General features: G+C 50.3%; 17 protein-coding genes and 1 other RNA gene. 2 read left to right on the forward strand and 16 right to left on the reverse strand.

What is annotated here, in order from left to right:
* Positions 1-184: 184 nt before the first annotated feature.
* On the reverse strand, positions 185-1,840 hold the full coding sequence (locus ACYC56_RS00370) for an Ig-like domain-containing protein (RefSeq protein ID WP_461372186.1): 1,656 nt from the start codon (positions 1,838-1,840) through the stop codon (positions 185-187).
* Between the two features lie 279 nt (positions 1,841-2,119).
* On the reverse strand, positions 2,120-2,905 hold the full coding sequence (locus ACYC56_RS00375) for an RNA polymerase sigma factor (RefSeq protein ID WP_461372187.1): 786 nt from the start codon (positions 2,903-2,905) through the stop codon (positions 2,120-2,122).
* Positions 2,906-3,235: 330 nt separating this feature from the next.
* Between ACYC56_RS00375 and ACYC56_RS00380 the strand changes: the two genes are divergently transcribed.
* Together ACYC56_RS00380 and ACYC56_RS00385 are read left to right on the forward strand one after the other, a co-directional pair.
* A complete protein-coding gene (locus ACYC56_RS00380; protein WP_461372188.1) occupies positions 3,236-3,742 on the forward strand; it encodes a flavin reductase family protein in 507 nt (168 codons plus the stop codon).
* 49 nt (positions 3,743-3,791) lie between these two features.
* The gene (locus ACYC56_RS00385) at positions 3,792-4,784 is read left to right on the forward strand and encodes an oxidoreductase (RefSeq protein ID WP_461372189.1); all 993 of its coding nucleotides are present in this window, start codon (positions 3,792-3,794) and stop codon (positions 4,782-4,784) included.
* A gap of 376 nt (positions 4,785-5,160) precedes the next feature.
* Here ACYC56_RS00385 and mltG read toward each other — a convergent pair whose 3' ends face one another.
* The 14 genes from mltG to ACYC56_RS00455 form a co-directional block, all read right to left on the reverse strand.
* Positions 5,161-6,339 (reverse strand): endolytic transglycosylase MltG, encoded by a 1,179-nt coding sequence (mltG, locus tag ACYC56_RS00390; RefSeq protein ID WP_461372212.1) that lies wholly within the window; start codon positions 6,337-6,339, stop codon positions 5,161-5,163.
* Positions 6,333-6,761 carry a Holliday junction resolvase RuvX gene (gene ruvX, locus ACYC56_RS00395; RefSeq protein WP_461372190.1) on the reverse strand — a complete coding sequence of 143 codons (429 nt, stop codon included), beginning with the start codon at positions 6,759-6,761 and terminating at the stop codon, positions 6,333-6,335. Before ruvX ends, mltG begins: the two co-directional genes overlap by 7 nt.
* A gap of 2 nt (positions 6,762-6,763) precedes the next feature.
* On the reverse strand, positions 6,764-9,400 hold the full coding sequence (alaS, locus tag ACYC56_RS00400; protein ID WP_461372191.1) for an alanine--tRNA ligase: 2,637 nt from the start codon (positions 9,398-9,400) through the stop codon (positions 6,764-6,766).
* A gap of 12 nt (positions 9,401-9,412) precedes the next feature.
* A complete protein-coding gene (locus ACYC56_RS00405; RefSeq protein WP_461372192.1) occupies positions 9,413-10,519 on the reverse strand; it encodes an AI-2E family transporter in 1,107 nt (368 codons plus the stop codon).
* Position 10,520: 1 nt separating this feature from the next.
* Complete coding sequence (locus ACYC56_RS00410) at positions 10,521-11,312, reverse strand: SigB/SigF/SigG family RNA polymerase sigma factor (RefSeq protein WP_461372193.1); 792 nt, start codon at positions 11,310-11,312, stop codon at positions 10,521-10,523.
* Between the two features lie 20 nt (positions 11,313-11,332).
* Positions 11,333-11,704: an ATP-binding protein gene (locus ACYC56_RS00415; protein ID WP_461372194.1), complete on the reverse strand. Its 372-nt coding sequence runs from the start codon at positions 11,702-11,704 to the stop codon at positions 11,333-11,335.
* A gap of 210 nt (positions 11,705-11,914) precedes the next feature.
* Entirely contained in the window at positions 11,915-12,160 is a 246-nt protein-coding gene (locus ACYC56_RS00420; RefSeq protein ID WP_461372195.1) for a hypothetical protein, read from the reverse strand.
* Positions 12,161-12,171: 11 nt separating this feature from the next.
* Complete coding sequence (locus tag ACYC56_RS00425; protein ID WP_461372196.1) at positions 12,172-12,525, reverse strand: DUF948 domain-containing protein; 354 nt, start codon at positions 12,523-12,525, stop codon at positions 12,172-12,174.
* Between the two features lie 835 nt (positions 12,526-13,360).
* A non-coding RNA gene (ssrS, locus tag ACYC56_RS00430) (6S RNA) lies at positions 13,361-13,545 on the reverse strand.
* Positions 13,546-13,609: 64 nt separating this feature from the next.
* Complete coding sequence (aspS, locus tag ACYC56_RS00435; RefSeq protein WP_461372197.1) at positions 13,610-15,379, reverse strand: aspartate--tRNA ligase; 1,770 nt, start codon at positions 15,377-15,379, stop codon at positions 13,610-13,612.
* Between the two features lie 24 nt (positions 15,380-15,403).
* The gene (hisS, locus tag ACYC56_RS00440; RefSeq protein WP_461372198.1) at positions 15,404-16,699 is read right to left on the reverse strand and encodes a histidine--tRNA ligase; all 1,296 of its coding nucleotides are present in this window, start codon (positions 16,697-16,699) and stop codon (positions 15,404-15,406) included.
* Positions 16,700-16,732: 33 nt separating this feature from the next.
* The gene (locus ACYC56_RS00445) at positions 16,733-17,407 is read right to left on the reverse strand and encodes an MBL fold metallo-hydrolase (RefSeq protein WP_461372199.1); all 675 of its coding nucleotides are present in this window, start codon (positions 17,405-17,407) and stop codon (positions 16,733-16,735) included.
* A gap of 131 nt (positions 17,408-17,538) precedes the next feature.
* The gene (gene dtd, locus ACYC56_RS00450) at positions 17,539-17,982 is read right to left on the reverse strand and encodes a D-aminoacyl-tRNA deacylase (RefSeq protein WP_461372200.1); all 444 of its coding nucleotides are present in this window, start codon (positions 17,980-17,982) and stop codon (positions 17,539-17,541) included.
* Positions 17,983-18,052: 70 nt separating this feature from the next.
* Positions 18,053-20,290: a RelA/SpoT family protein gene (locus ACYC56_RS00455; protein WP_461372201.1), complete on the reverse strand. Its 2,238-nt coding sequence runs from the start codon at positions 20,288-20,290 to the stop codon at positions 18,053-18,055.
* Positions 20,291-20,474: the final 184 nt, after the last annotated feature.

Genomic DNA, 20,474 nt, shown 5'->3' on the forward strand with positions numbered 1-20,474 from the left:
TAAACCTTTGTTTTATTTAAGTACAATAGCGAGGTGTCATCAAGCCCGCCCTATTGTATATTTAGTAGTGCTTACTACTAGGAACCTTATTCATAAGATGGTAGGCACATGTTCCTACCGAATACGCAAGAAAAAAGAGAAGGGCTTAAGCAGCCCTTCTCTTCAAATGTCTTCCCACAGGCATTTAGTGAGGAGGTACTCCCCAAGTCGTGCTTCTGCCTATGTGGCATACATCGCAGACGCCAATTGCCTTTCCATTTGTGACACCAAATGGAGTTTGTAAGCTAACAGATTGACCGTTGTCATTGACATACTGGTTCGATGCAGGCAACTCCGAATGAGGAGCTCCGTGGCAGGTCGTACAAAGCATCCCACCATGATGTCCTTCGCTCGCTAGATAGAGACCAAAGATACCGGTTGTACTCCTAGCACTTTCTGCATATGTGTTTGTATGGCAGCCGGATTGTGCGCACTTCGGCAACGAGTTATAGAGCCAAGGAGTGCTGTAGTTGGTTCTGTCCTTACGGTTAAGGATAGTACCATGGCAGTCAGAACACCACTTATTAAGACCGAGGCTTGCGTTCTGATGTAAACCCCTGTAGCACTTGACCTTGTTGTTGTCCGGATGGCACTGGTAGCAGTCGTTGTCAATGTTGGAAGAGTACTGGCTCTTTACCAGTGCGCTGTTCGCATGGAAGAGATGCAGCGCCTCTGAGAACGTTGTCGTGCAGTTCACGTTCTTTGCATTCGGGCCATCAACAGCCGGGTCGGCGTGACATGACGAGCAACGGACCGGCTTCATTGAATAGAAGTCAACGCCCGTGTCTCTCAGGTGCAAATCGCTCATGACCTTGAACGACTGATCAGGAGTCGGGTTGGATATACCGAGAACATTCTGGCTCAACGTGTAGTGGCATCCGCAGCATCCGCCAAAGGATACCGGGACAACCGCAGAAGTGGTCGCAAGAATGTTACCTGTTGAATCCTTGGCGGTAATGTTAGCCGTTAGGTACGGATTCCTCTTCTCACCGAAGAAATCCAAAATTCCTGCCGTGTCCTTCGCCGGATAGTTTGGAATACCGGTAGCCTCCCAGAAGGCACCGGTGGATTTCATCGTACCGTTAAGCTTGTTGCCGGTAAGACCAACGATATTGGTCCTGCTAATCGTAGGATATCCCTTCGATGTCGGGAAGTACCTGTTGGCGTTGTCCAGCCATTTCAAATACTCAGTATCTTGCAGGAGGTTAGCCTCGCTGTTCTCGACCGACTGATACTCGACAGTGACTCCGCTAGTAACGTTCACTGGCTTGCTCGCCCTCTGAATCAGCTGTGCGCGAAGCGTGTTGAACGGCGGCAACAAAATCATCAGGTCAGTGTTCGGGCATGCGCAGTGCATACCGAGATCGTTGTAGGCGATCAACGCATATGCGCCGGTTCCCCCTCCACCTCCACCACTGTTTGAAACGTTTACAGTGATCGAGCTTGTCGCGGTTTTCCTAGACGAGTTAGTCGCGGTGACAGCTATTGTATGAGAACCATTGCTAGCCTGTGTCGAATCCCAATTGGCGGTCCAGGTACCGGATGCAGCTCCATTCGGTCCGGTCATGGCAACAGCAGTACCGCCGTCGACTGCATAGGTAACACCAGAAACTGTAGCGCCGCTTCCTCCAGTGCAATCGGCCGAAACGGCAACTGCAGCGCCGGAAACGGTAGCACCATTAGCCGGGGCGGTAATGCTTACTGTCGGAACAACAGGCTTCCCCGCAGCAAAAGCAACGGAGACGGAAACCACAAATACCACTAAAAGCGCAAGCGTTAAAATAAACGCGCGTCTTTTCATAATATTTCACCTCCTTTCCTATAGAATAGTATTTGGCTAGCACTGACTACGTGCATTTATTAGCATGGATAAGCCTATTTACAATAAGATTAGGAACGTGAAGCGAAGATAACTAATGACTTGAACAGGCAATACTATAGCGGGTATGGTTTATTGATCGAGAGAACCTTTACCTCGAAGATGGGCGCCTGGCTTGTGAACGTCAAACAATTATCTATATGTAAGACGTTTCTTCTGGTGAAATCTTTCACTATTTGTTGATATTTTTTACAACTTTTTTTAAAGCATTTGATAAGCAATGGCGGCCAGGTTATCTAAGAGGTAACTTATAAGCAGATTAAGCAAGAAGAAGAGCGTTAATTGTTGGTATATGGCCTTGAACTTCTTCTTAGCCCTAAAGAGCAAGGTATCTACCGCCGAGGGCGTAGTATTTAATATCTCGGCAACGTTTTTTGCAGGAAGACCGTCGCAGACGCGAAGCATCAGTATCTGCCAGTATCGGGGAGGCATATGATCCATAATCTTACCCATCAACGCTGTACGTTCATCGGGTTCCAAGATTGGGTCCTTATCCATTACTTGAAAAAAATTAGCCATTTTTCTTTCCATGCTGCTCGTGTTGACAAACACATCGATGTGAACGGGTTGGCGGCTCTTCTCTTTTCTTATCTTATCTATGCAGAGATTGGTTGCGACTCTGCATAACCAGGAAAAAACGGGCACACCCGGGTCGATCGCCGGTATGCTCTTATAGGCGCGGATAAACGTCTCTTGAGAAATATCCTCGGCGTCTTCTTTGCTCTTAAGGATGTGGTAAGCGATATTATAAATACGCTTAGAGTGTTTTTCGTAGATAGCCACAAAATTATAGCCGTGCGATAAGAGAGAGTCGGACGACTCTTGGTTCTGCTGGGAGACGCCGAGTTTGCGGACAGCCGTCATGTAGAGGCACTCACTTGTCGCCCGATCGAAAGCATTACATTTTTCTTGAGCGCAGAGGCTGCAATCCTCGCCGACCTGCGCAAATGGACAGAGTATGGTCTTAGCCTGAGATAGCTTTTGCATGCTTGGTCTCCAGTATCTCCCAACATTACCTGGCTACGCGATTTTGTGTCGTAAAGCCAGTCATTCTGCAAACCATTTGCCTAAATACCAGCCTAAATAGTTTCGGGTAGTCAGCGCATCGTGTGGTTAGTATCAGTAGTTCTCATAGGCATAAGTATGGCTTGATAGTATACCATAATAGTCGCTAGCACCATACTCAGGTGGGTATATATCTTAGTAATACAGACATATCAGAATGTTTTTAGGTGTTCGCGAGACGGTCTGCATACGCTTGGTTACTTATGCGATAGAATAAGCACTATCTCAACATCATCAACACGAGGAGGAGCTATGCCGCAAGAATTCACCGGCAGAAAAGCCATGGGGGCGATCGGAAGCCCTGTGGTTCTTGTTACCGCAAACCATAACGGCCGGCGAGGAATCATGACGATAAACATGCTTGCGGGCATTGCCTTCGCGCCACCCCAGGTTTGCATATCGCTCAGCCACCATTCGCATACACGCTCGCTAATCGAGCAGAGCCAAGAGTTTGCCATTAATAGTATCTCTGAAGAGCAAGCCGAGCTGGCTAAGCAAATCGGAGGAACAACGGGAAACAAAATCGATAAATACAGGGAGTTCGATATAGAAGTCATTGAGGGAACTATCATCAAATGTCTCCTGGTGAAAGCGGCGCACACCGTTTTGGAATGCAAAGTCATGTCCTCAGTCGACCTCGGAAACCATACGCTCTACATAGGTGAAGTAGTCGCGTATCATGAGCTGGGTAAAGGCTACCCGCTTTACCTCTACCACGGGCATTACTACACCATCGGCGAACAGGTCGACACATTGTAAGCACTACTATAAGCACTATTTGGGTAGGATATACGTGGAGGTGTCGGATATGGCGAGTCTTTTTGAACCGCTGGTTGTTGATGGGATTGAGCTTAAGAATAGGATCGTTCTGCCGCCTATGCAGATGAATAAGGCAACGCCGGAGGGCGATGTCACAGACGCGCTTATCGAGCACTACGTCGCCCGTGCACACGGCGGTGTTGGTTTGATCATCATCGAGCACACCTTTGTTATGCCTAACGGGCGTCTCTCGACGCGGCAGCTCGGCCTTTATCGAGACGAACAGATACCGGGGTTCCGGCGTCTTGCGGACGCGATACACGCCGAAGGAGTTCCCTGCGTTGTGCAGCTTAACCATGCGGGCGCACGTACCACTATCGAAATCATCGGTGAACAACCGGTTGCTCCATCCGCCGTACCGCTGCCGACCGGCGGCGAAGTGCCGCGAGAACTCTCCGACGACGAGATAGTCGATATTACCACCGCCTTCGCCGATGCGGCGGACAGAGTCAAAAAGGCGGGGTTCGATGGCGTAGAAATTCACGGCGCCCACGGATTTCTCCTTAACGAGTTCGCCTCTCCCCTTACAAACAAGCGAAACGACCAATATGGAAATGACCTTACGGGGCGGATGCGCTTTCCGCTTGAAATCATCCAGGCCGTACACGATACCATCGGTCCGAAGCACCTGCTTCTGTACAGACTGGGCGCCGACGATATGCTGCCGGGTGGCATCACGATAGATGATGGCACCGAGATGGCCAAGCTGGTCGTAAATGCTGGCGTTAAAATCGTTGATGTCTCGGGCGGCCTCTGCGGATCGAGTCCACCGGGGATGACTCCGGGCTTCTTCATCCCGCAGGCGGCCAAGGTCAGGCAATCGGTCGATGTTCCCGTAATCGGTGTCGGCATGATAACCACCGGTGAGTTAGCCGATGATGTAATTCGCGACGGCGATGTCGATCTTGTGGCCGTCGGAAAGGCTATCCTGAAGAACCCTAATTGGCCGAGAGAAGTCGCCTCAGGCCTCGGCCTTGAATAAAACTCGAGAAATATGACCTGATGAACCGGCGCAAAGCAATGGGCAAAGCGGCGTAGCGACGCGGTCTAACAATAGAGAACATATTGGCTGCTACTCCTACAGATATTTGAAATACTTAAAGAAGCTGAAGTATGCATAAAAAAAGACTAGGCATGACAAAAGCCAGCCGAGCGACAGCCATAAGGGGATCTCTATACCCCGGTGCATCCGTATATAGGTAAATATTGCTAAGGCAGTAGCCGAGACAAAAAGAAGAATGGCGTTTACGATAAGAGTCATAGCTAACTCCGCAGATCGATAAAAAGAAAATCTCCTGGCTGATTTACCAGGAGGTTTATTCCCATTTTAGTGGGTTTTGAAACCCGCCCACGTCTGCCTAGTTAAGCGGCAAATCAGTCGTCTCGGCAGGTTGCTGCACTTGCGGCTGTTGGTATTGTTGCTGATATTCCTCTTGCTTTTGCTGGAGCTTTTGCTCACGCTGCCCCGCCTGGTATTGCGCCTTCGCGTTTAAGAACTCATTATACGAACTGGCAAATACGTGCCTACCCGAATTGTCCTTATCCAGGACATAATATAGGTACTTGGTCGTTGTCGGATTCAGCGCCGCTTCGATAGACGAATAGCTTGGATTGCAGATCGGTCCCGGCGGAAGCCCCGCATACTTATAGGTGTTATACGGTGACTCGACTTTTAGGTCATCATAGGTCAGCCGCTCCTTCCACTCGGGAAGCGCGTACTGTACGGTCGCATCGATCTGCAGCCGCATATTTATCTTCAACCGGTTGTAGATAACCGACGCCACGACCGGCTTCTCGCTATCAACCCTGGTCTCACGCTCGATCAGCGAGGCTATGACTAAAATCTGATACGGCGTTCTATTCAGCGTTGTGGCCGCATCCCAATTCAGGTTGCCGGTTTGTTTCTGGAACTCGGCCAGCTGCATATTCACCATCTCTTCCGCTGTCGTATCTTTTTCGACTCTATAGGTCTGCGGATAGAGGTAGCCCTCGAGATTTCTTGTCGGGGCACCGTTATCTTTCAAAAACGGATACTCGATTCCGATTTGGCCCGTAGTCACAAGCTGCGAATATTCTTCTCTGTCGATACCTGTCCGCGCCGCGATTCGGTCTGATATTTGCTTAATCGTCCAGCCCTCGGGTATCGTAACATCGACGTACCTTATCGGCGGGCCCTCGGTAAGCGCATTTATAACTTGATCGTAGTCCATGTTGGTTTTGAGGGTATACTCACCTGGCTTGAAGTCTGACTCGACGCCTTGCTTGCGGATCATTACCTTGAAAACCAGCGCGTTTTTAATGACTTTCTTGTTTTGCAGAAGGTTCCCTATCTCAGTACCGGTCATGCCGTTAGTTATCGTTACTTTGACATCCTGTTGGGGCTCATCGGATTTGCTGTTGAGGGTATTCCATGCATAAAGGGACACAAAGACGACCGCACCGATGATTACTCCTAGTGCAATCGTTGCGATTATTTTTGTTACAATGCCCCTTTTAGGTTTCTTTATCGCGTGCTTTCCAGGCTGTTGCTCTATGATCTGGCTTCCCCTGCCCTTTTAGAATCTAAGTAACCTTGAAGCATAATAGCTGCTGCCACTTTGTCTATGATTTCTTTTCTGCGACCCCGTTTTACATCTGACTCTATCAAGGTACGTTCGGCGAATGATGTTGTCAAGCGTTCGTCCCAGGTTTTGACCGGCACGTTAAGAACTTCTTTAAGCTTCTCAATGTATACTAATACCGCCTCTGCCTGAACACCTTTCTGCCCCGACATCGAAATCGGTAAACCTACGACCACTTCCTGTACTTGATATTCGTCAACAAGCTGCGATATCCTCTGGATATCGCTACCATTTCCCCGGTTTTCTATCACAACTAAAGGTTGCGCCATGTTCCCCGTTGGGTCGGAGATCGCCACTCCAATACGGCGCAACCCGTAATCAACACCTAATATTCTCATTGTTAGGCTTTAACACCCAACATCTCCTGGATCTCTTTCCAGCCCTCTTCAAGCGCCTTGTCTATGGCGCCGGGCTCTTTACCTCCCGCTTGCGCGAGATCGGGTCTCCCGCCGCCGCCGCCCCCGACAATCGGTGCGACTTTCTTCAGCAAATTCCCCGCATTGAATCCGGCCTTCACCATATCGGGGGTGGCCGCCGCTATCAGCATGACCTTGCTGTCAGCCGTGCTTGCCAATAGCAAAATAGCGGACCCCGCTTTATCCCTTATCAAATCGGCGTATGAGCGCAGGCTATCCATGTCGGCGCCGTCTACTTTCTTGACCACGACTTTCGTTCCATCGACCTGCTTCGCTTCGGAAAGAAGGTCGCCGATAACGTCTTTTGCGAGCCTCTTCTTTGAGGACTCGATCTCTTGTGCCTGTTGCTTAACCGTCTGCAGCAGGCCGTCGATTCTCTCGGTGAGCTGCGACGGATCGGTCTTTAGTAAGGCCGAAGCCTCGAGAAGCGCGTCCTCTTCTCTGTAAAGGTAACTAAGAGCAGCCCCGTTGGTAACGCCCTCGATACGGCGTGTGTTTGCGCCGATGCTTCCCTCACTTGTTATCTTAAAGAGGCCGATCTCGCTCGTATTCGATACATGCGTACCGCCGCACAGCTCCTTGCTGAAGTTGCCGATTTCAACCAGGCGCACGAACTCGCCATATTTCTGGTCGAATAGCGCTGTCGCACCCGTTTCCCTCGCAAACTCATAGGACGTCACAAACGTGCGGACCGGTTGGTTCGAAAATATCTTGCTGTTGACAAGCTCTTCAACGCGGCGCAGCTCATCTTTGCTGAGTCCCGCAAAATGCGTGAGGTCAAACCGGAAGCGATCCGGCTCGACCAGCGAGCCCGCCTGCTTTACATGGTCGCCGAGTACACGGCGAAGCGCCCACTGCAAGAGGTGGGTCGCGGTATGGTTGCGCTTGATCGATTGACGGCGCTCGATATCGACCGTTGCCTTGACCGGTTCGTCAATCGTGATCCTGCCCGAAACGACCTTCCCGATGTGCGCATAGACGCCCTCCAGCGGCTCTTGCGTATCGGTTACTTGCACTCGCCCTGCTTCCGTCTCAATAACGCCTTGATCGCCGACCTGACCGCCCTTTTCCGCATAAAACGGTGTACCGTCTAGAATAACTTCTATCGTGTCGCCATCCACGGCTTCGGTGACCACGACGTTTTTCTTTATTATGGCTTTTATCTTAGATTGGGCCTCATCGACCTCGTAGCCCAAAAAATCGGTTTTGCCAAACTCCTCGCGCACTTCTTCATAAACCTCGGCGTGCTTAAGCTCACGCTCGCCCGCCCAGGACGCCCGCGCCCGCTCCCGTTGTTCCTCCATGAGATTCTGGAAACTCTCCTCGTCAACTGACAAACCGCGATCCTCTGCGATCTCTATGGTCAGCTCAAGCGGGAATCCGAACGTGTCATACAGGCGAAATACGAAGTCGCCCGTGAGGCTCTCGCGGTCTTCCGCTTTGGCCTGGGCGATCGCCTGGTCGAGGATATTTAAACCCTGGCGGAGCGTTTCCATAAAACGTGTCTCCTCGTGTCCCGAGATACGCTGGATAAACGCCTTGGAATCGACGATCTCGGGATACGCATCCCTCATCGTTTCGATGACCGAGTCGATTACCCGGTTGATAAACGGCTGCTCGACCCCGAGAAGCCTCGCATGAAGCACCGCCCTTCGTAAGAGCCGCCTCAAAACATAGCCACGCCCTTCGTTCGATGGAAGAACGCCGTCGCTTATCATGAAGGTAACCGCCCTGCTATGGTCGGCGATAACCTTTAGCGAGACATCCTTCTGGGGGCTTGCCCCATAGGTTACCCGCGTGATATTCGAGACGGTATCGATAATGGGTTTCAGAACGTCCGTTTCGAAATTGTTCTTAACGCCCTGCATGATTCGCGCGATTCGCTCGAGCCCCGCCCCGGTATCGATGTTCTTTTTCGGGAGCGGATGCAGGTTGCCGTCCTCATCCCTGTTGTACTGCATAAAAACGAGATTCCACACTTCAAGGTACCGGTCGCAGTCACAACCCACAGTGCACCCCGCCTCACCGCACCCGAAGTCGGCGCCGAGGTCGTACATTATCTCCGAACTCGGACCGCATGGACCTGTCGGTCCCGCCGACCAGAAGTTGTCCTCGCCCATCCTGAATATTTTATCGTCGGAAAGACCAACGACATCGCGCCAGATGTCGTGAGCTTCGTCGTCATCCTCGTAAATCGTTACGTAAAGTTTATTAAGCGGTAATTTAAGCTGCTGGGTAACGTACTCCCAGGCCCACTCAATGGCTTCCTTCTTGAAGTAGTCGCCGAATGAGAAATTACCGAGCATCTCAAAAAACGTCAGATGCCTGGCGGTCTTGCCGACGTTTTCGATGTCGGTCGTGCGCAGGCACTTCTGCACGGTTGTGGCCCGCGTAAAGTTCACTTGCGTCTCACCGAGAAAGATCGGTTTAAACTGGACCATGCCGGCCGCCGTCAAAAGAAGCGTCGGGTCGTCGGGAACCAGCGATGAGCTTGGCAGTACCCTGCAGCCCTTACTTTCAAAATATTCTAAAAACGATCGTCTTATTTCGCTCGATTTCATTCACATTTCCCCTTATACCTTTGCTGCCGGTTCGAGTTCGCGAACATCGGGCTCCTTTGGCGCATCGCCATTACTGCGCTCTCTAAAGTGCAGATACAGCGCCTTGCCGACAGCCGCAATCGGTATGGCTATAAGCATACCTACAAATCCAAGCAACGTACCACCCGCAAGGAGGGCGAATATCACGACCGCCGGGTGTAGATTCACCTGGGAACTCATGATACGCGGAGATATCAAAATACTGTCTATCTGCTGGATGGTCAAGAGCACCACGACTACCATTAACGCCAGTTGCCATGATGTACCGAGAGCGATTATAACCGCGGGCGCCCCTCCGATAATAGGCCCGAGATACGGAATTATATTGAATATGCCTATTATAAAACCAAGAAGTATCGCATAATCAACACCCAACGCATAGAGTGCGATTCCCGAGAGGATCGCCACGCTCAGCGCAACCAGCACCTGGCCTTTTAGAAAGCCCCCGACGATCTGGTCGATTTTCCTGACGATGTGCATCCCTTCAACCCTGTGCTTCTCGGGAATCATCTCACTAACCGTGGTCCGGATAACATCCAGATCTTTCAGGATATAAAACGCGATGATCGGCGCAAGCACGAAGTTGATCATGCCGCCGAAGAGAGTCTTCGTCATGTCGGGCACCGAAAGCACGGCTTTTTGCAGGAACGACTCAAAGGAATTCGCCAGGCCGGTCAGAAACTCGGCGGCCTGGTCGCCATTCAGAAACGGGTGCTGTTTAACCAGGTCTGTTATATACCCGTTCGTTGTCGTCATGTATTCGGGAATCTTATCTATCAACCCTTTGCTTTCCTTTAAAAGGATAGGGCCGACATACATGACGAACAGCGTGATGATTAAAATTATCCCAAGATAGGAAAGAATAAGAGCAAGGACTCTAGGAAGTCCTTTGTCGTCCAAATAATTTACGACCGGGCGTAAGATATATACAAATACAAGTGCATAAAGAAACGGCATAAGTACGGTGTTTATGCTGTAGAGCACAAACAGCATTATGCTTAACAATATGATAACGCCAACCCAAGTCCATGCGGATATGCCGATGGCCTTGACGCGCTCCAGGCCGTTTTCAGTTTTCAAATTATGCCTCCCGATCTTGGAACATCTTCTCGCGCAACACTTCCAATGTTCTTCTCAGCAACCGTGAAACGTGCATCTGTGAAATCCCGAGTTCTTGGGCGATCTCAGTCTGCGTCAGGCCGCGGAAAAACCGTAAATACAGTATCCGCTGCTCTTGTTTACTCAACTCGGCAAGCGCCTCGGCAAGGCAGGTCCTATCCTCTATGCCGGTAAGCTCTTTATCGTCCTCTCCAATATACTCTAAAAGCGAAAAACTATCATCAGAATCCGACGATAAATCCCGGTCAAGCGATACAAAACTATAGGCCTCACTCGTCTCCATCGCCTCAATCACCTGCTCGGAAGTCACGCCGATATGCTCGGCGATTTCTGCGATCGTCGGCGACCGCTTGAGGTCTTGCGTGAGCGTATTCATCGCTTGCGTAACTAAAAGGTTGAGTTCCTGAAGCCGCCGCGGGACTTTTACCGCCCACCCCTTATCCCTGAAATAACGCTTTATCTCACCGACGATCGTGGGAGTTGCGTAGGTGGTAAACTCGACCGCCCGGCCCACATCAAAACGATCTATTGCCTTGATAAGGCCGATCGTTCCCACCTGGATAAGATCATCGATCGGCTCGCCCCTGTTCTTAAACCTCCGCGCAAGATACTCTACAAGGTTTATATACATTGCGACCAATTCGTCCCGTATCTCAGGGGACTTAGTCTCCCTATATTCTTTAAAAAGCTCTAACGTCCTCCCTTTGTCCCAAGCTAACGTTTTGTTCTTCTTTTTCTTTGGTGAGCCGGCCAAAATAAAATGCCCCCTCAATCTTAGTAGATATTTTTAACCATGCGAAGATGTCCGACGTCGCCATCCTTGTTCCACTCAATCTCGTCCATCACCGAGTGCAGGATCGAGAAGCCGAATTTTTGGCTCAGTTCCTCTAAGTTTTCGATTGCCTGGATCCCCATAGCCAGAACTTCCAGCCTATCGGGATATATCTCAAACACCAGGTCGAATCTCTCCTGTTTGGGATCGTTGATCGCTAAAAGATAGGCCTCTTCAACGCCCATCTTAAGGTCCTCAACGCCATCGTAATTAAAGTTCATGCGGCTGGCGATTCCGGCGACCGCAAGCCGTAAAAGCTTTGCGTACTCTTTTTGCGCCGGCAAGCCAAGTTCTACCCTATCGACTTCGTTCATTTCTTCTCCATCACCTCAAAAAACAAAAAGCTACTCACCTGAGCAACAGTAAACGAACCACTTACATTTATGTATCTGATTAATGTCTGATTAATCCTAGCTTAATGTCAGCTTAGTGCCAGGTACGCTTTTTGGTTTGTCTGGAAATTTGTATTTGCGTAAATCAGAGGCTACGATATCTAACCTAGTTCATCTGATCTAGTTCTCGCGTTACGTGTCTAGAGATGCTTCTCGTTCAAGCCTGAGTTCGGTCCTCTGGGCCGCAGCCCGCCCGGCCTCAAGCGCAGCGCTAAAACGCTCTACACTGATATTTATATCCTTAAAGAACGAGGAGTACGCAGCTTTACCGAAATTAATTACTTTATCCCGCTTTTCCGGGTCGGTCGCTACCACGTAGACCGCCGCCCCTGCGGCCGCTCCGGCCAACAATCCAACTACCGCTTTGCCCAATCCCATATAGCACGCCTCTACTTTCCTACGAATTTCTTAATCGCTTCTTTTGCCCCCGATGAGATGCTTGCCACCCGTATCAGTGGTGATGATATTATCTCATTGACAACGCGCGTTGTCGCGCTGACTTTATCCCCGATATCTTTGATGGTGCCGATGATGTCATCAAGTCGGCCGATTTCGCTGTTTACCCGCTTCACTGCATCGTTTAACTCGCTAAGGAGAGGTTTAAGCTGGCCATCCATATTCACAACCAGGGTGTCGACATTAACCAGTGTTTTCTTCAATTGTATAAGGGCCGAAACCGCAAATCCTATTAGTACTAAGAGCGCAATCGTAAGGATAACCCCTAACACCAGAGATGGTATCATGTTTTCCTCCTGTTTTCTGAAATTCTAGCACACGGTATTTTTTATTTCTACACATGAAAAAACCGGCGCTAAGAGTCTTAGTTACTCTTAGCGCCGGTTCCTTGCAGAGGTTGGTTTAGCTGAAAACTCCGGCGGGCCAGTTTTTTTGGCACGGGCCGAACTCGCACAAACGATAATCGATCGAGCAAACATAACACTTCTCGCGGAAGGTTACGAGCCTTGATAAATCTGAAACGGCATAGCGTCGCACGATCTTTGTTTCAAGGTATTGCTTGTCATTCGAAACATGCACGGTGTTACGGTTTTGGCTATGATTACTCATTATAAATCCCTGCTTCCATCCTAATGCTGGACTGCCGACATACAAACTGCATGACGTAAGGGCATCTCGCCAAGCGATACGCCCACCCTTGTATGGGCCTTACCTATAGATGTGCTTTTATGAACGTGCTTTCGAAAAGGTTGTTTTTTTTGCGATTACCAGCTAGATATTTGCTAGGTCTGCAAAATAGAAACTGCGTCGATTTGTATCGATAATGCTGTCGTGCTTGTTGCCGAACCTGTTATCGATCTTGATATCGACATAAGATTACTAGTGCGGTTATTGGTAAAAATAAAGATGGTGAGTCGTTCGCGATATTCTATTTTCAAATCTATTTTTGCGACTGAGGTTATTATCGGCGAAGCTGTCGTATCCTTTAGCATTGATGGAATAAAAGGGGGATTTACCAGGGTGGATGATAGCAACTATCAGCTCGGTGTGGAAAGGCAGGTGGAAAATAGTATAAAAATAACCGGACGATGTCCGGTTATTTTTATCGATACCGAAAAATTAAGAAGCCCCGCCTTGCCGTTTCACGAAATACATATTGCAGCCCGCTCTCTGCAGGGGGGTGTTCGCCTACCGATTTTACAAGTCCCTAATCGAGAGGGCTTTTGTGCCACCGGCTAGAGTTGATCACCCTATGTAATAGTGTTGGCTCAAATATACACTACGTTCCACTAACAAGGCAGAGCCTGTTATCTAACTTTCTAAATCAATTCTACCACACGGGTTCGGAGATGTGTCAATAAGAAAATTTGGCTAATTTAATTTAATATGAAGTTCGCGCAATTGCTGGTCGCTCACCGTATCCGGGGCTCCTGTCATCAAGCAGGAACCCGTTTGAGTTTTTGGAAACGCAATGACTTCTCGGATCGTTTTCTTCTGCAAAAGAATCGCCACCAGCCTATCCAGCCCGAACGCAAGGCCCCCGTGAGGCGGTGCGCCGTATTCAAACGCCTCAAGCAAAAAGCCGAATTTGTCGCGGGCTTCTTCGAGGCCCATGCCGAGCAAATCGAATATCTTCTCCTGCAATTGCTGGTCGTAGATCCTGAGGCTGCCGCCACCGACCTCCGTACCGTTAATAATCAGGTCGTACGCATATGACCTTACGTTAAGGGGTTCGGTATCGAGCAATGGAATATCTTCAACTCTCGGCATGGTGAACGGGTGGTGGTTTGGGTCTAACCTCTTCTCGTCTTCGTCCCATCCGAACAATGGAAAATCAACGAGCCAGAGAAACTTAAAGACATCCGGTTGAATAAGGCCTATCTGCTCGGCGAGCTTAATCCTGAGCGAGCCGAGTATCGAAGAGGCTTTGATAGGTTTATCCGCAGCAAAGAGCAATAAATCCCCCGGATTTGCTTTTAGCCGCTTAATGACACCCTCGAGTTGGTCTTCTCTAAAGAACTTAGCGATCGGCGAGCGTATGTTGCCCTCAGGCTCGACCGCGATCCAGGCAAGGCCTTTTGCGCCGTTGGCCGCCGCGAATTCTGCAAGTTCATCGATCTGGCTTCTGGAAAACGTGCCGCATCCGGGGGCTACTATACCGCGGACCGCCCCGCCGTTTTTAACTGTATCCGCGAAGACCTTAAAATCGGCATTCTCGACGATATCGCTGACGTCTTCGATTTCCATACCGTACCGTAAGTCGGGCTTGTCGCAGCCGTATCTGTTGATGGCCTCGTCGTATGCCATGCGCTGTATCGGCATCGGGAGTTTTACATCGACGATCTCAAAGACGTCGCGAACCATACCTTCGACAAGCTCAAGTATGCCCTCTTCGGTCATGAATGACATCTCCATGTCGATCTGCGTGTGTTCGAGCTGTCTATCGGCGCGCAAGTCCTCGTCTCTGAAGGCCCGTGCAAGCTGGTAGTACCGCTCGAAGCCGGCGACCATCAAAACCTGCTTGAAGAGCTGCGGCGATTGCGGCAGCGCATAGAAATGATGCGGCTGCAACCTGCTTGGGACCAGAAAGTCCCTTGCGCCTTCGGGTGTGCTCTTGGTGAGCATGGGCGTCTCTATCTCGATGAAACCGTTATTGTTTAAGTAATTGCGCACACACGAAACCACCCGGTGCCTTGTCATAAGGTTGTGCTGCATTTCAGCACGGCGCAGGTCCAAGTAGCGATATTTAAGCCTCAAGCTCTCATCGGTCGGTCCACCATCGATTTCAAACGGCGGTGTTTTAGACTTATTGAGGATTTCGATAGCATGGGCTTCGACTTCGATCTCACCGGTCGGCAGGTTCGGGTTTACAGTTCCCGCCGGACGTTCTTTAACGCGACCCGTTATATGTAGAACGTATTCGCTGCGTATCGTATGAGCGGTCTCAATCGCCGCGTGCTGCGTCGGGTCGACAACAACCTGAACGAGACCGCTCCTATCTCTCAAATCGAGGAATACAAGGCCGCCGTGGTCACGTCGTGTGTGAACCCATCCGGTAAGAACGACCTCTTCGCCAAGGTTGTTTTTTGTTACTGTCCCACATGCGTTGGTTCGCATCGCGAACCGTGCCAATTCATCCATTCAAATCGCTCCAATAGTATGTAATCATCGATTTTTCGTTACCATCGATTTATTTTGGTCTCTTACTAAATCCGAGAGCCGGTCGACAAGCTCGTTGAGCTTTATATCATATTGCTCTGAGGTTTTCATGTCTTTCACCTGAACGATACCGCTTTCAAGCTCTTGGGGGCCGAGGAAGATAGCGTAGCGAAAGCCCTTTTTGTTTGCATATTTGAGCTGGCCCTTGAGGCTTCTGCCCGCATAATCAATATCGGCTGCGATTCCTGCCCCCCGCAAGGCGTACAGTAGGCTTACCGCCGAATCTTTTGCGGCTTCGTCGGCTACGGCGATAAATGCGTCCGCCTTTTCTTCCATTGCGACGAAGGCGCCCTCTTTTTCAACGGCTATCGTAAGACGCTCCAGACCGATCGCGAAACCGATTCCCGGCGTTGGCGGACCGCCGAACTCTTCGACCAACTTATTATACCGGCCGCCGCCGCCGATAGCGTTTTGCGCACCGAGAAGCGGGCTGACGACCTCGAACGTAGTCTTTGTGTAATAATCGAGGCCGCGCACAAGCTCGGGCTTAATTATATACGTCACACCCTTCATATCCAGATAGTGACGAACCGCGTTGAAGTGATTCGTACAGTCTTGATCGAGGTACTCGGTTATCTTGGGGGCGTTTCCCATAACGCGCTGGCAGCTTTCATCCTTGCAGTCGAACAGCCGTAGCGGGTTCATTTCAACGCGTTTGCGACAATCCTTGCAGAGTTCTTGCTCGTGAGCAACGGCATATTGCCTGAGAGTCTCGATATATTTCGGGCGGTCGTTTTCACAGCCCATACTGTTTATATAGAGGGTCAGTTCTTTAAGGCCAACCGACTTGAAGTAATTTATCATCAAAAGGATGGTCTCGGCGTCGATGGCCGGGTCATCCGAACCTATCGCTTCGACGCCGATTTGGAAAAACTGGCGGAATCTACCGGCCTGCGGCCTCTCGTATCTGAACATGGGGCCTATGTAGTAGAGCTTCACCGGCTGGGGCAGCTGATTCATATTGTTATCGACGTACGCCCGGATGACCGGTGCCGTTCCCTCCGGCCTCAGGGTAAGACTTCTTCGGCCTTTATCCTCAAAGGTGTACATCTCTTTTTGAACTATATCGGTCGATGTTCCAATGGCCCGCTGAAACACATCCGTATGCTCGAAAATCGGGGTGATAATCGACTCGTATTCATATAGTTCAAATAAATCCGATGCTTTGCGCTCGAGGTATTGCCACTTCTTGGCCATATCGGGCAAAATATCGGTTGTTCCTTTTGGCGCGCTAAACCGCACGTGTGTTTCCTCCTTATGAGCGCGAATTCTTTTTTAGCCCGTAAAATACGGGTTATTCCTTCGCTCGTCGCCGACCGTTGTCGAAGGGCCGTGGCCCGGGTAGACTTTCACCTGGTCGGGATATTTAAATATCTGCTCCCTAACAGATTTTAACAGGCTTTCGTATGAGCCACCAGCGAAATCCGTTCGTCCGATCGATTGATGGAAGAGCAAGTCGCCGGTAAAAAGGGTGTTTCCGATGTTTACCGTTATACTGCCCGGCGAGTGACCCGGCGTTGCGAGTATTTTAGCCTCGAGATCGCCGAATTTTATAACCTGCCCGTCGGTCAACTCGAAATCGGGTGTAAATGTCTCGGGGTTTTCTCCAAGCCAGAATGCAAGGCTGATACTCGGCTCACTAAGCGCTACTGCATCTAACTTGTGGATACCGATCTTGGCGCCGGTTTTTCGTGCGACATCGAGCGCCGCTTCGAAGTGGTCGAAGTGTCCGTGTGTAAGGATAATATATTTTACATCCAACCCCTGGGCGGCGATGGTATCCATGATAACACCGGCGCTGCCGCCGGGGTCAATGACCATCGCCTCTTTTGTCGGCTCAGAGGCGACTAAATAGCAATTCGAATCTAAGTCGCCTACTACGAGTCTCTCCAAAAACATCCTGTTCTCCTGTTTTCCGTGTAAGAGATCAAACGGTTTTATATCGTGCATTACTGCAACGGCCGATGCTACAGTACAACACGTTAAAAATATTACTATAAAAATAAGTTTTCGCCGACTACCGGCGATTTCCTTTTCTGAGGATACCATTAGTTGCTGGTCGCAATACCTGGGCTTTGGCCTTAAAACGCCTTTTTGCTATCTAATAAGATGGTTACCGGGCCGTCATTTATACTGCTAACAGACATGTGCGCCTGGAACTCCCCTTCTTTTGCGGGGACAACATCGCCGAACTTTTGAACCGCCAGGTTATACAGATGCTTTGCCTCATCCGGAGGGGCGGCATCGGTAAAGCTGGGTCGGCGGCCCTTTCTCATGTCGCCGTACAGCGTGAACTGGGAGACAAGAAGCAGCTCGCCTTTGATATCCAGCAGCGATAGGTCGAATTTGCCGTCACGCTCGAAAATCCGCATGGTCGTGATTTTCTCGACCATGTAGTCGATGTCGGCCTCTGTATCGTCCCTGCCGACCGCGAGCAAAACTAAAAGTCCCTGCCCTATCCCGGCAAGAACTTCATCATCGACCGCAACACTCGCCCGCAAAACCCTTTGTATAACCGCCCTCATAAAAACCCCTTGGAATGTCGAATGAAAGTGGGAGTTGCTTTTAATTCGCAATTCGACATTCCCAATTCCCTTATTGTTTCGTTTGTTCTGTTTGCCACTTCGGGACAACTTTTTCGCGCTTATGCTTGCTAGGCTCGACGCGATAGACGTCGAAGACCGCGGGGACTTTCTTCACGCTGCCGATAATCGTTTGCAGGTGGCTTAAATTGCCGATCTCGAAAACGAAATTAAGTATGGCTACGTGGTCCCTGGATGTCTTTACGGCGGCGGAGAGAATATTTACCCCCGCATCACCGAGGACCGTGCTCACGTCGCGCAAGAGCTTTGTCCTATCCAGGGCCTCGACTTCTAGTTCTACCTGGAAGGCCACCGGCTGTTTTGCATCCCAAGTGGTTTCAATGATCCTGTCGGGGAACAACGTCACCAACTGCTTTGAGTTAAGGCAATCGTTTCTGTGTACCGAAACGCCCCGTCCCCTGGTCACAAAGCCAATTATATCATCATAGGGGACCGGGTTGCAGCAATGGGCGATTCTAACGAGCATATCGTCGATTCCCTTAACGACGACGCCGGTCTTGCTCGACGTGCGGCGGCGTTTCTGTGGGAATTCGAGCTTCAGCTCTTCGATCCCGTATTCCTGCTCCTCTTTATCCCCTTCTTTTACTTTAGCACTTGCTTTTGCGATTCGCTCGGCGCATTGTTTTGCCGATGTCTTGCCCGCGCCTATACTTACAAGAACATCTTCGATGCCCTTGAAATTAAGCTCTTTTGAAATAGTTTCAAGGACAGTCGCGGTCATGGGCGATTTAAGGCCGAGTTCGCACTTTCGCAGCTCTTTCTGCAGCATTTCCCGGCCGGCGGCCTCGCTGTCTTCCCTGTTCTCCTTGCTGAACCACTGCCTGATTTTATTCTTCGCCCTCGACGTCTTGACGATTTTCAGCCAGTCTTTACTGGGGCCTGCAGTGGCCTTTGATGTCAGAACCTCAACGAAATCCCCCGTCCGAAGCTTATACTCTAACGGGACGATCTGATGGTTTACTTTGGCGCCGATGCACCTGTGGCCGACATCGGTGTGAATCGTGTATGCGAAATCGAGCGGCGTTGCGCCCGCCGGCAGGTTGACGACATCGCCCTTAGGCGTGAAGATGTAGACCTCATCCTCGAAGAGGTCGATCTTAAGCGATTCCATAAACTCGCGCGGGTCTTTAAGCTCACCCTGCCATTCGAGCATTTGACGTAGCCAGCTCAGGCGCTCATCAAGCTTGCTTTCTTTTGCACCCTCTTTGTAGCGCCAGTGGGCGGCGATGCCGTACTCGGCCGTCCTATGCATCTGCTTCGTTCTGATTTGTATCTCAAGCGGCTTGCCCTTCGGCCCTATGACAGTCGTGTGAAGCGACTGGTACATATTGAACTTGGGCATCGCTATATAGTCTTTAAACCTACCCGGAATCGGCGTCCACATCGCGTGAATCGCGCCCAGAGCGCCGTAGCAGTCTTTAATCGTATCAACGGTCACCCTAACCGCCAGAAGGTCGTAAATCTCGCTAAACTCGCGCCCCTTTTTGACCATCTTCTCGTAAATGCTGTAGAAGTGTTTAGGACGCCCGCTTATCACGGTGTTGATGCCGAGGTTTTTTAACTCTTTCTTCAGTGAGCCTATCGCGCCTTTTAAAAACTCTTCGCGCTCGACACGCCGCTCGGCCACCATCTTTTGTATCTGCTCGTATTTTTTTGGCTCAAGCACCTGGAAGGAGAGGTCTTCAAGCTCCCACTTCAGCGACATGATCCCAAGCCGGTGCGCGAGGGGCGCATAGATCTCCAGCGTTTCGTTTGCTTTCTTGACCTGCTTTGCGTGGTCCACGTGTCTTATGGTTCGCATGTTATGCAGCCGGTCGGCAAGCTTGATGATAATGACCCTGATGTCGCGGGCCATCGCGATAAACATTTTCCGAAGGTTTTCCGCTTGCTCTTCTTCGCGGCTTTTGAACTCGATTTGACCGAGCTTGGTAACGCCGTCGATGAGGGCTACTACATCGGCCCCTACCTCTTTTTTAAGGTCTTCAAGGGACACGTCGGTATCTTCTACCACGTCATGCAGAAGCGCAGCGATGATGGTTGTCGTATCCATACCGAGGTCGGCTAAGATATCTGCGACTTCAACGGGATGGGATACGAAATCCTCACCCGACATGCGGTACTGGTCGCTGTGGAATTTTTGGGCAAGCGCATACGCCTTGCGGATCGCCTCAACGTCCACGTCGGGGTTATATCGTTTAATTTTAGTAATAAGACTTCGAATACGTGCCATATCGCTCCCTACCGCCCTTCGGTATAAAGATTTTACCACGCTCAGTAGCGGATTACGAAGTTGCAATTAATCTCTTTATCGGTCAAAAGCCATATTGCATTCATAAAGACAGGCCTTTTTTGCGATAATTGCTGCGATATCATTTGTTGCTTGCTTATAGCACCGGGGCGGTTAAAGCGATAAC

The organism is Candidatus Aquicultor sp. (assembly GCF_054640775.1).

What these genes read in the sequence shown, in the direction of transcription:
- ACYC56_RS00445 (WP_461372199.1), bottom strand. Translation starts at nt 17,407, where the DNA reads ATGCACGATATAAAACCGTTTGATCTCTTACACGGAAAACAGGAGAAC.
- ACYC56_RS00455 (WP_461372201.1), bottom strand. Translation starts at nt 20,290, where the DNA reads ATGGCACGTATTCGAAGTCTTATTACTAAAATTAAACGATATAACCCC.
- ACYC56_RS00425 (WP_461372196.1), bottom strand. Translation starts at nt 12,525, where the DNA reads ATGATACCATCTCTGGTGTTAGGGGTTATCCTTACGATTGCGCTCTTA.
- ACYC56_RS00415 (WP_461372194.1), bottom strand. Translation starts at nt 11,704, where the DNA reads ATGAACGAAGTCGATAGGGTAGAACTTGGCTTGCCGGCGCAAAAAGAG.
- dtd (WP_461372200.1), bottom strand. Translation starts at nt 17,982, where the DNA reads ATGAGGGCGGTTATACAAAGGGTTTTGCGGGCGAGTGTTGCGGTCGAT.
- ACYC56_RS00380 (WP_461372188.1), top strand. Translation starts at nt 3,236, where the DNA reads ATGCCGCAAGAATTCACCGGCAGAAAAGCCATGGGGGCGATCGGAAGC.
- ruvX (WP_461372190.1), bottom strand. Translation starts at nt 6,761, where the DNA reads ATGAGAATATTAGGTGTTGATTACGGGTTGCGCCGTATTGGAGTGGCG.
- ACYC56_RS00375 (WP_461372187.1), bottom strand. Translation starts at nt 2,905, where the DNA reads ATGCAAAAGCTATCTCAGGCTAAGACCATACTCTGTCCATTTGCGCAG.
- alaS (WP_461372191.1), bottom strand. Translation starts at nt 9,400, where the DNA reads ATGAAATCGAGCGAAATAAGACGATCGTTTTTAGAATATTTTGAAAGT.
- ACYC56_RS00420 (WP_461372195.1), bottom strand. Translation starts at nt 12,160, where the DNA reads ATGGGATTGGGCAAAGCGGTAGTTGGATTGTTGGCCGGAGCGGCCGCA.
- ACYC56_RS00370 (WP_461372186.1), bottom strand. Translation starts at nt 1,840, where the DNA reads ATGAAAAGACGCGCGTTTATTTTAACGCTTGCGCTTTTAGTGGTATTT.
- aspS (WP_461372197.1), bottom strand. Translation starts at nt 15,379, where the DNA reads ATGGATGAATTGGCACGGTTCGCGATGCGAACCAACGCATGTGGGACA.
- ACYC56_RS00385 (WP_461372189.1), top strand. Translation starts at nt 3,792, where the DNA reads ATGGCGAGTCTTTTTGAACCGCTGGTTGTTGATGGGATTGAGCTTAAG.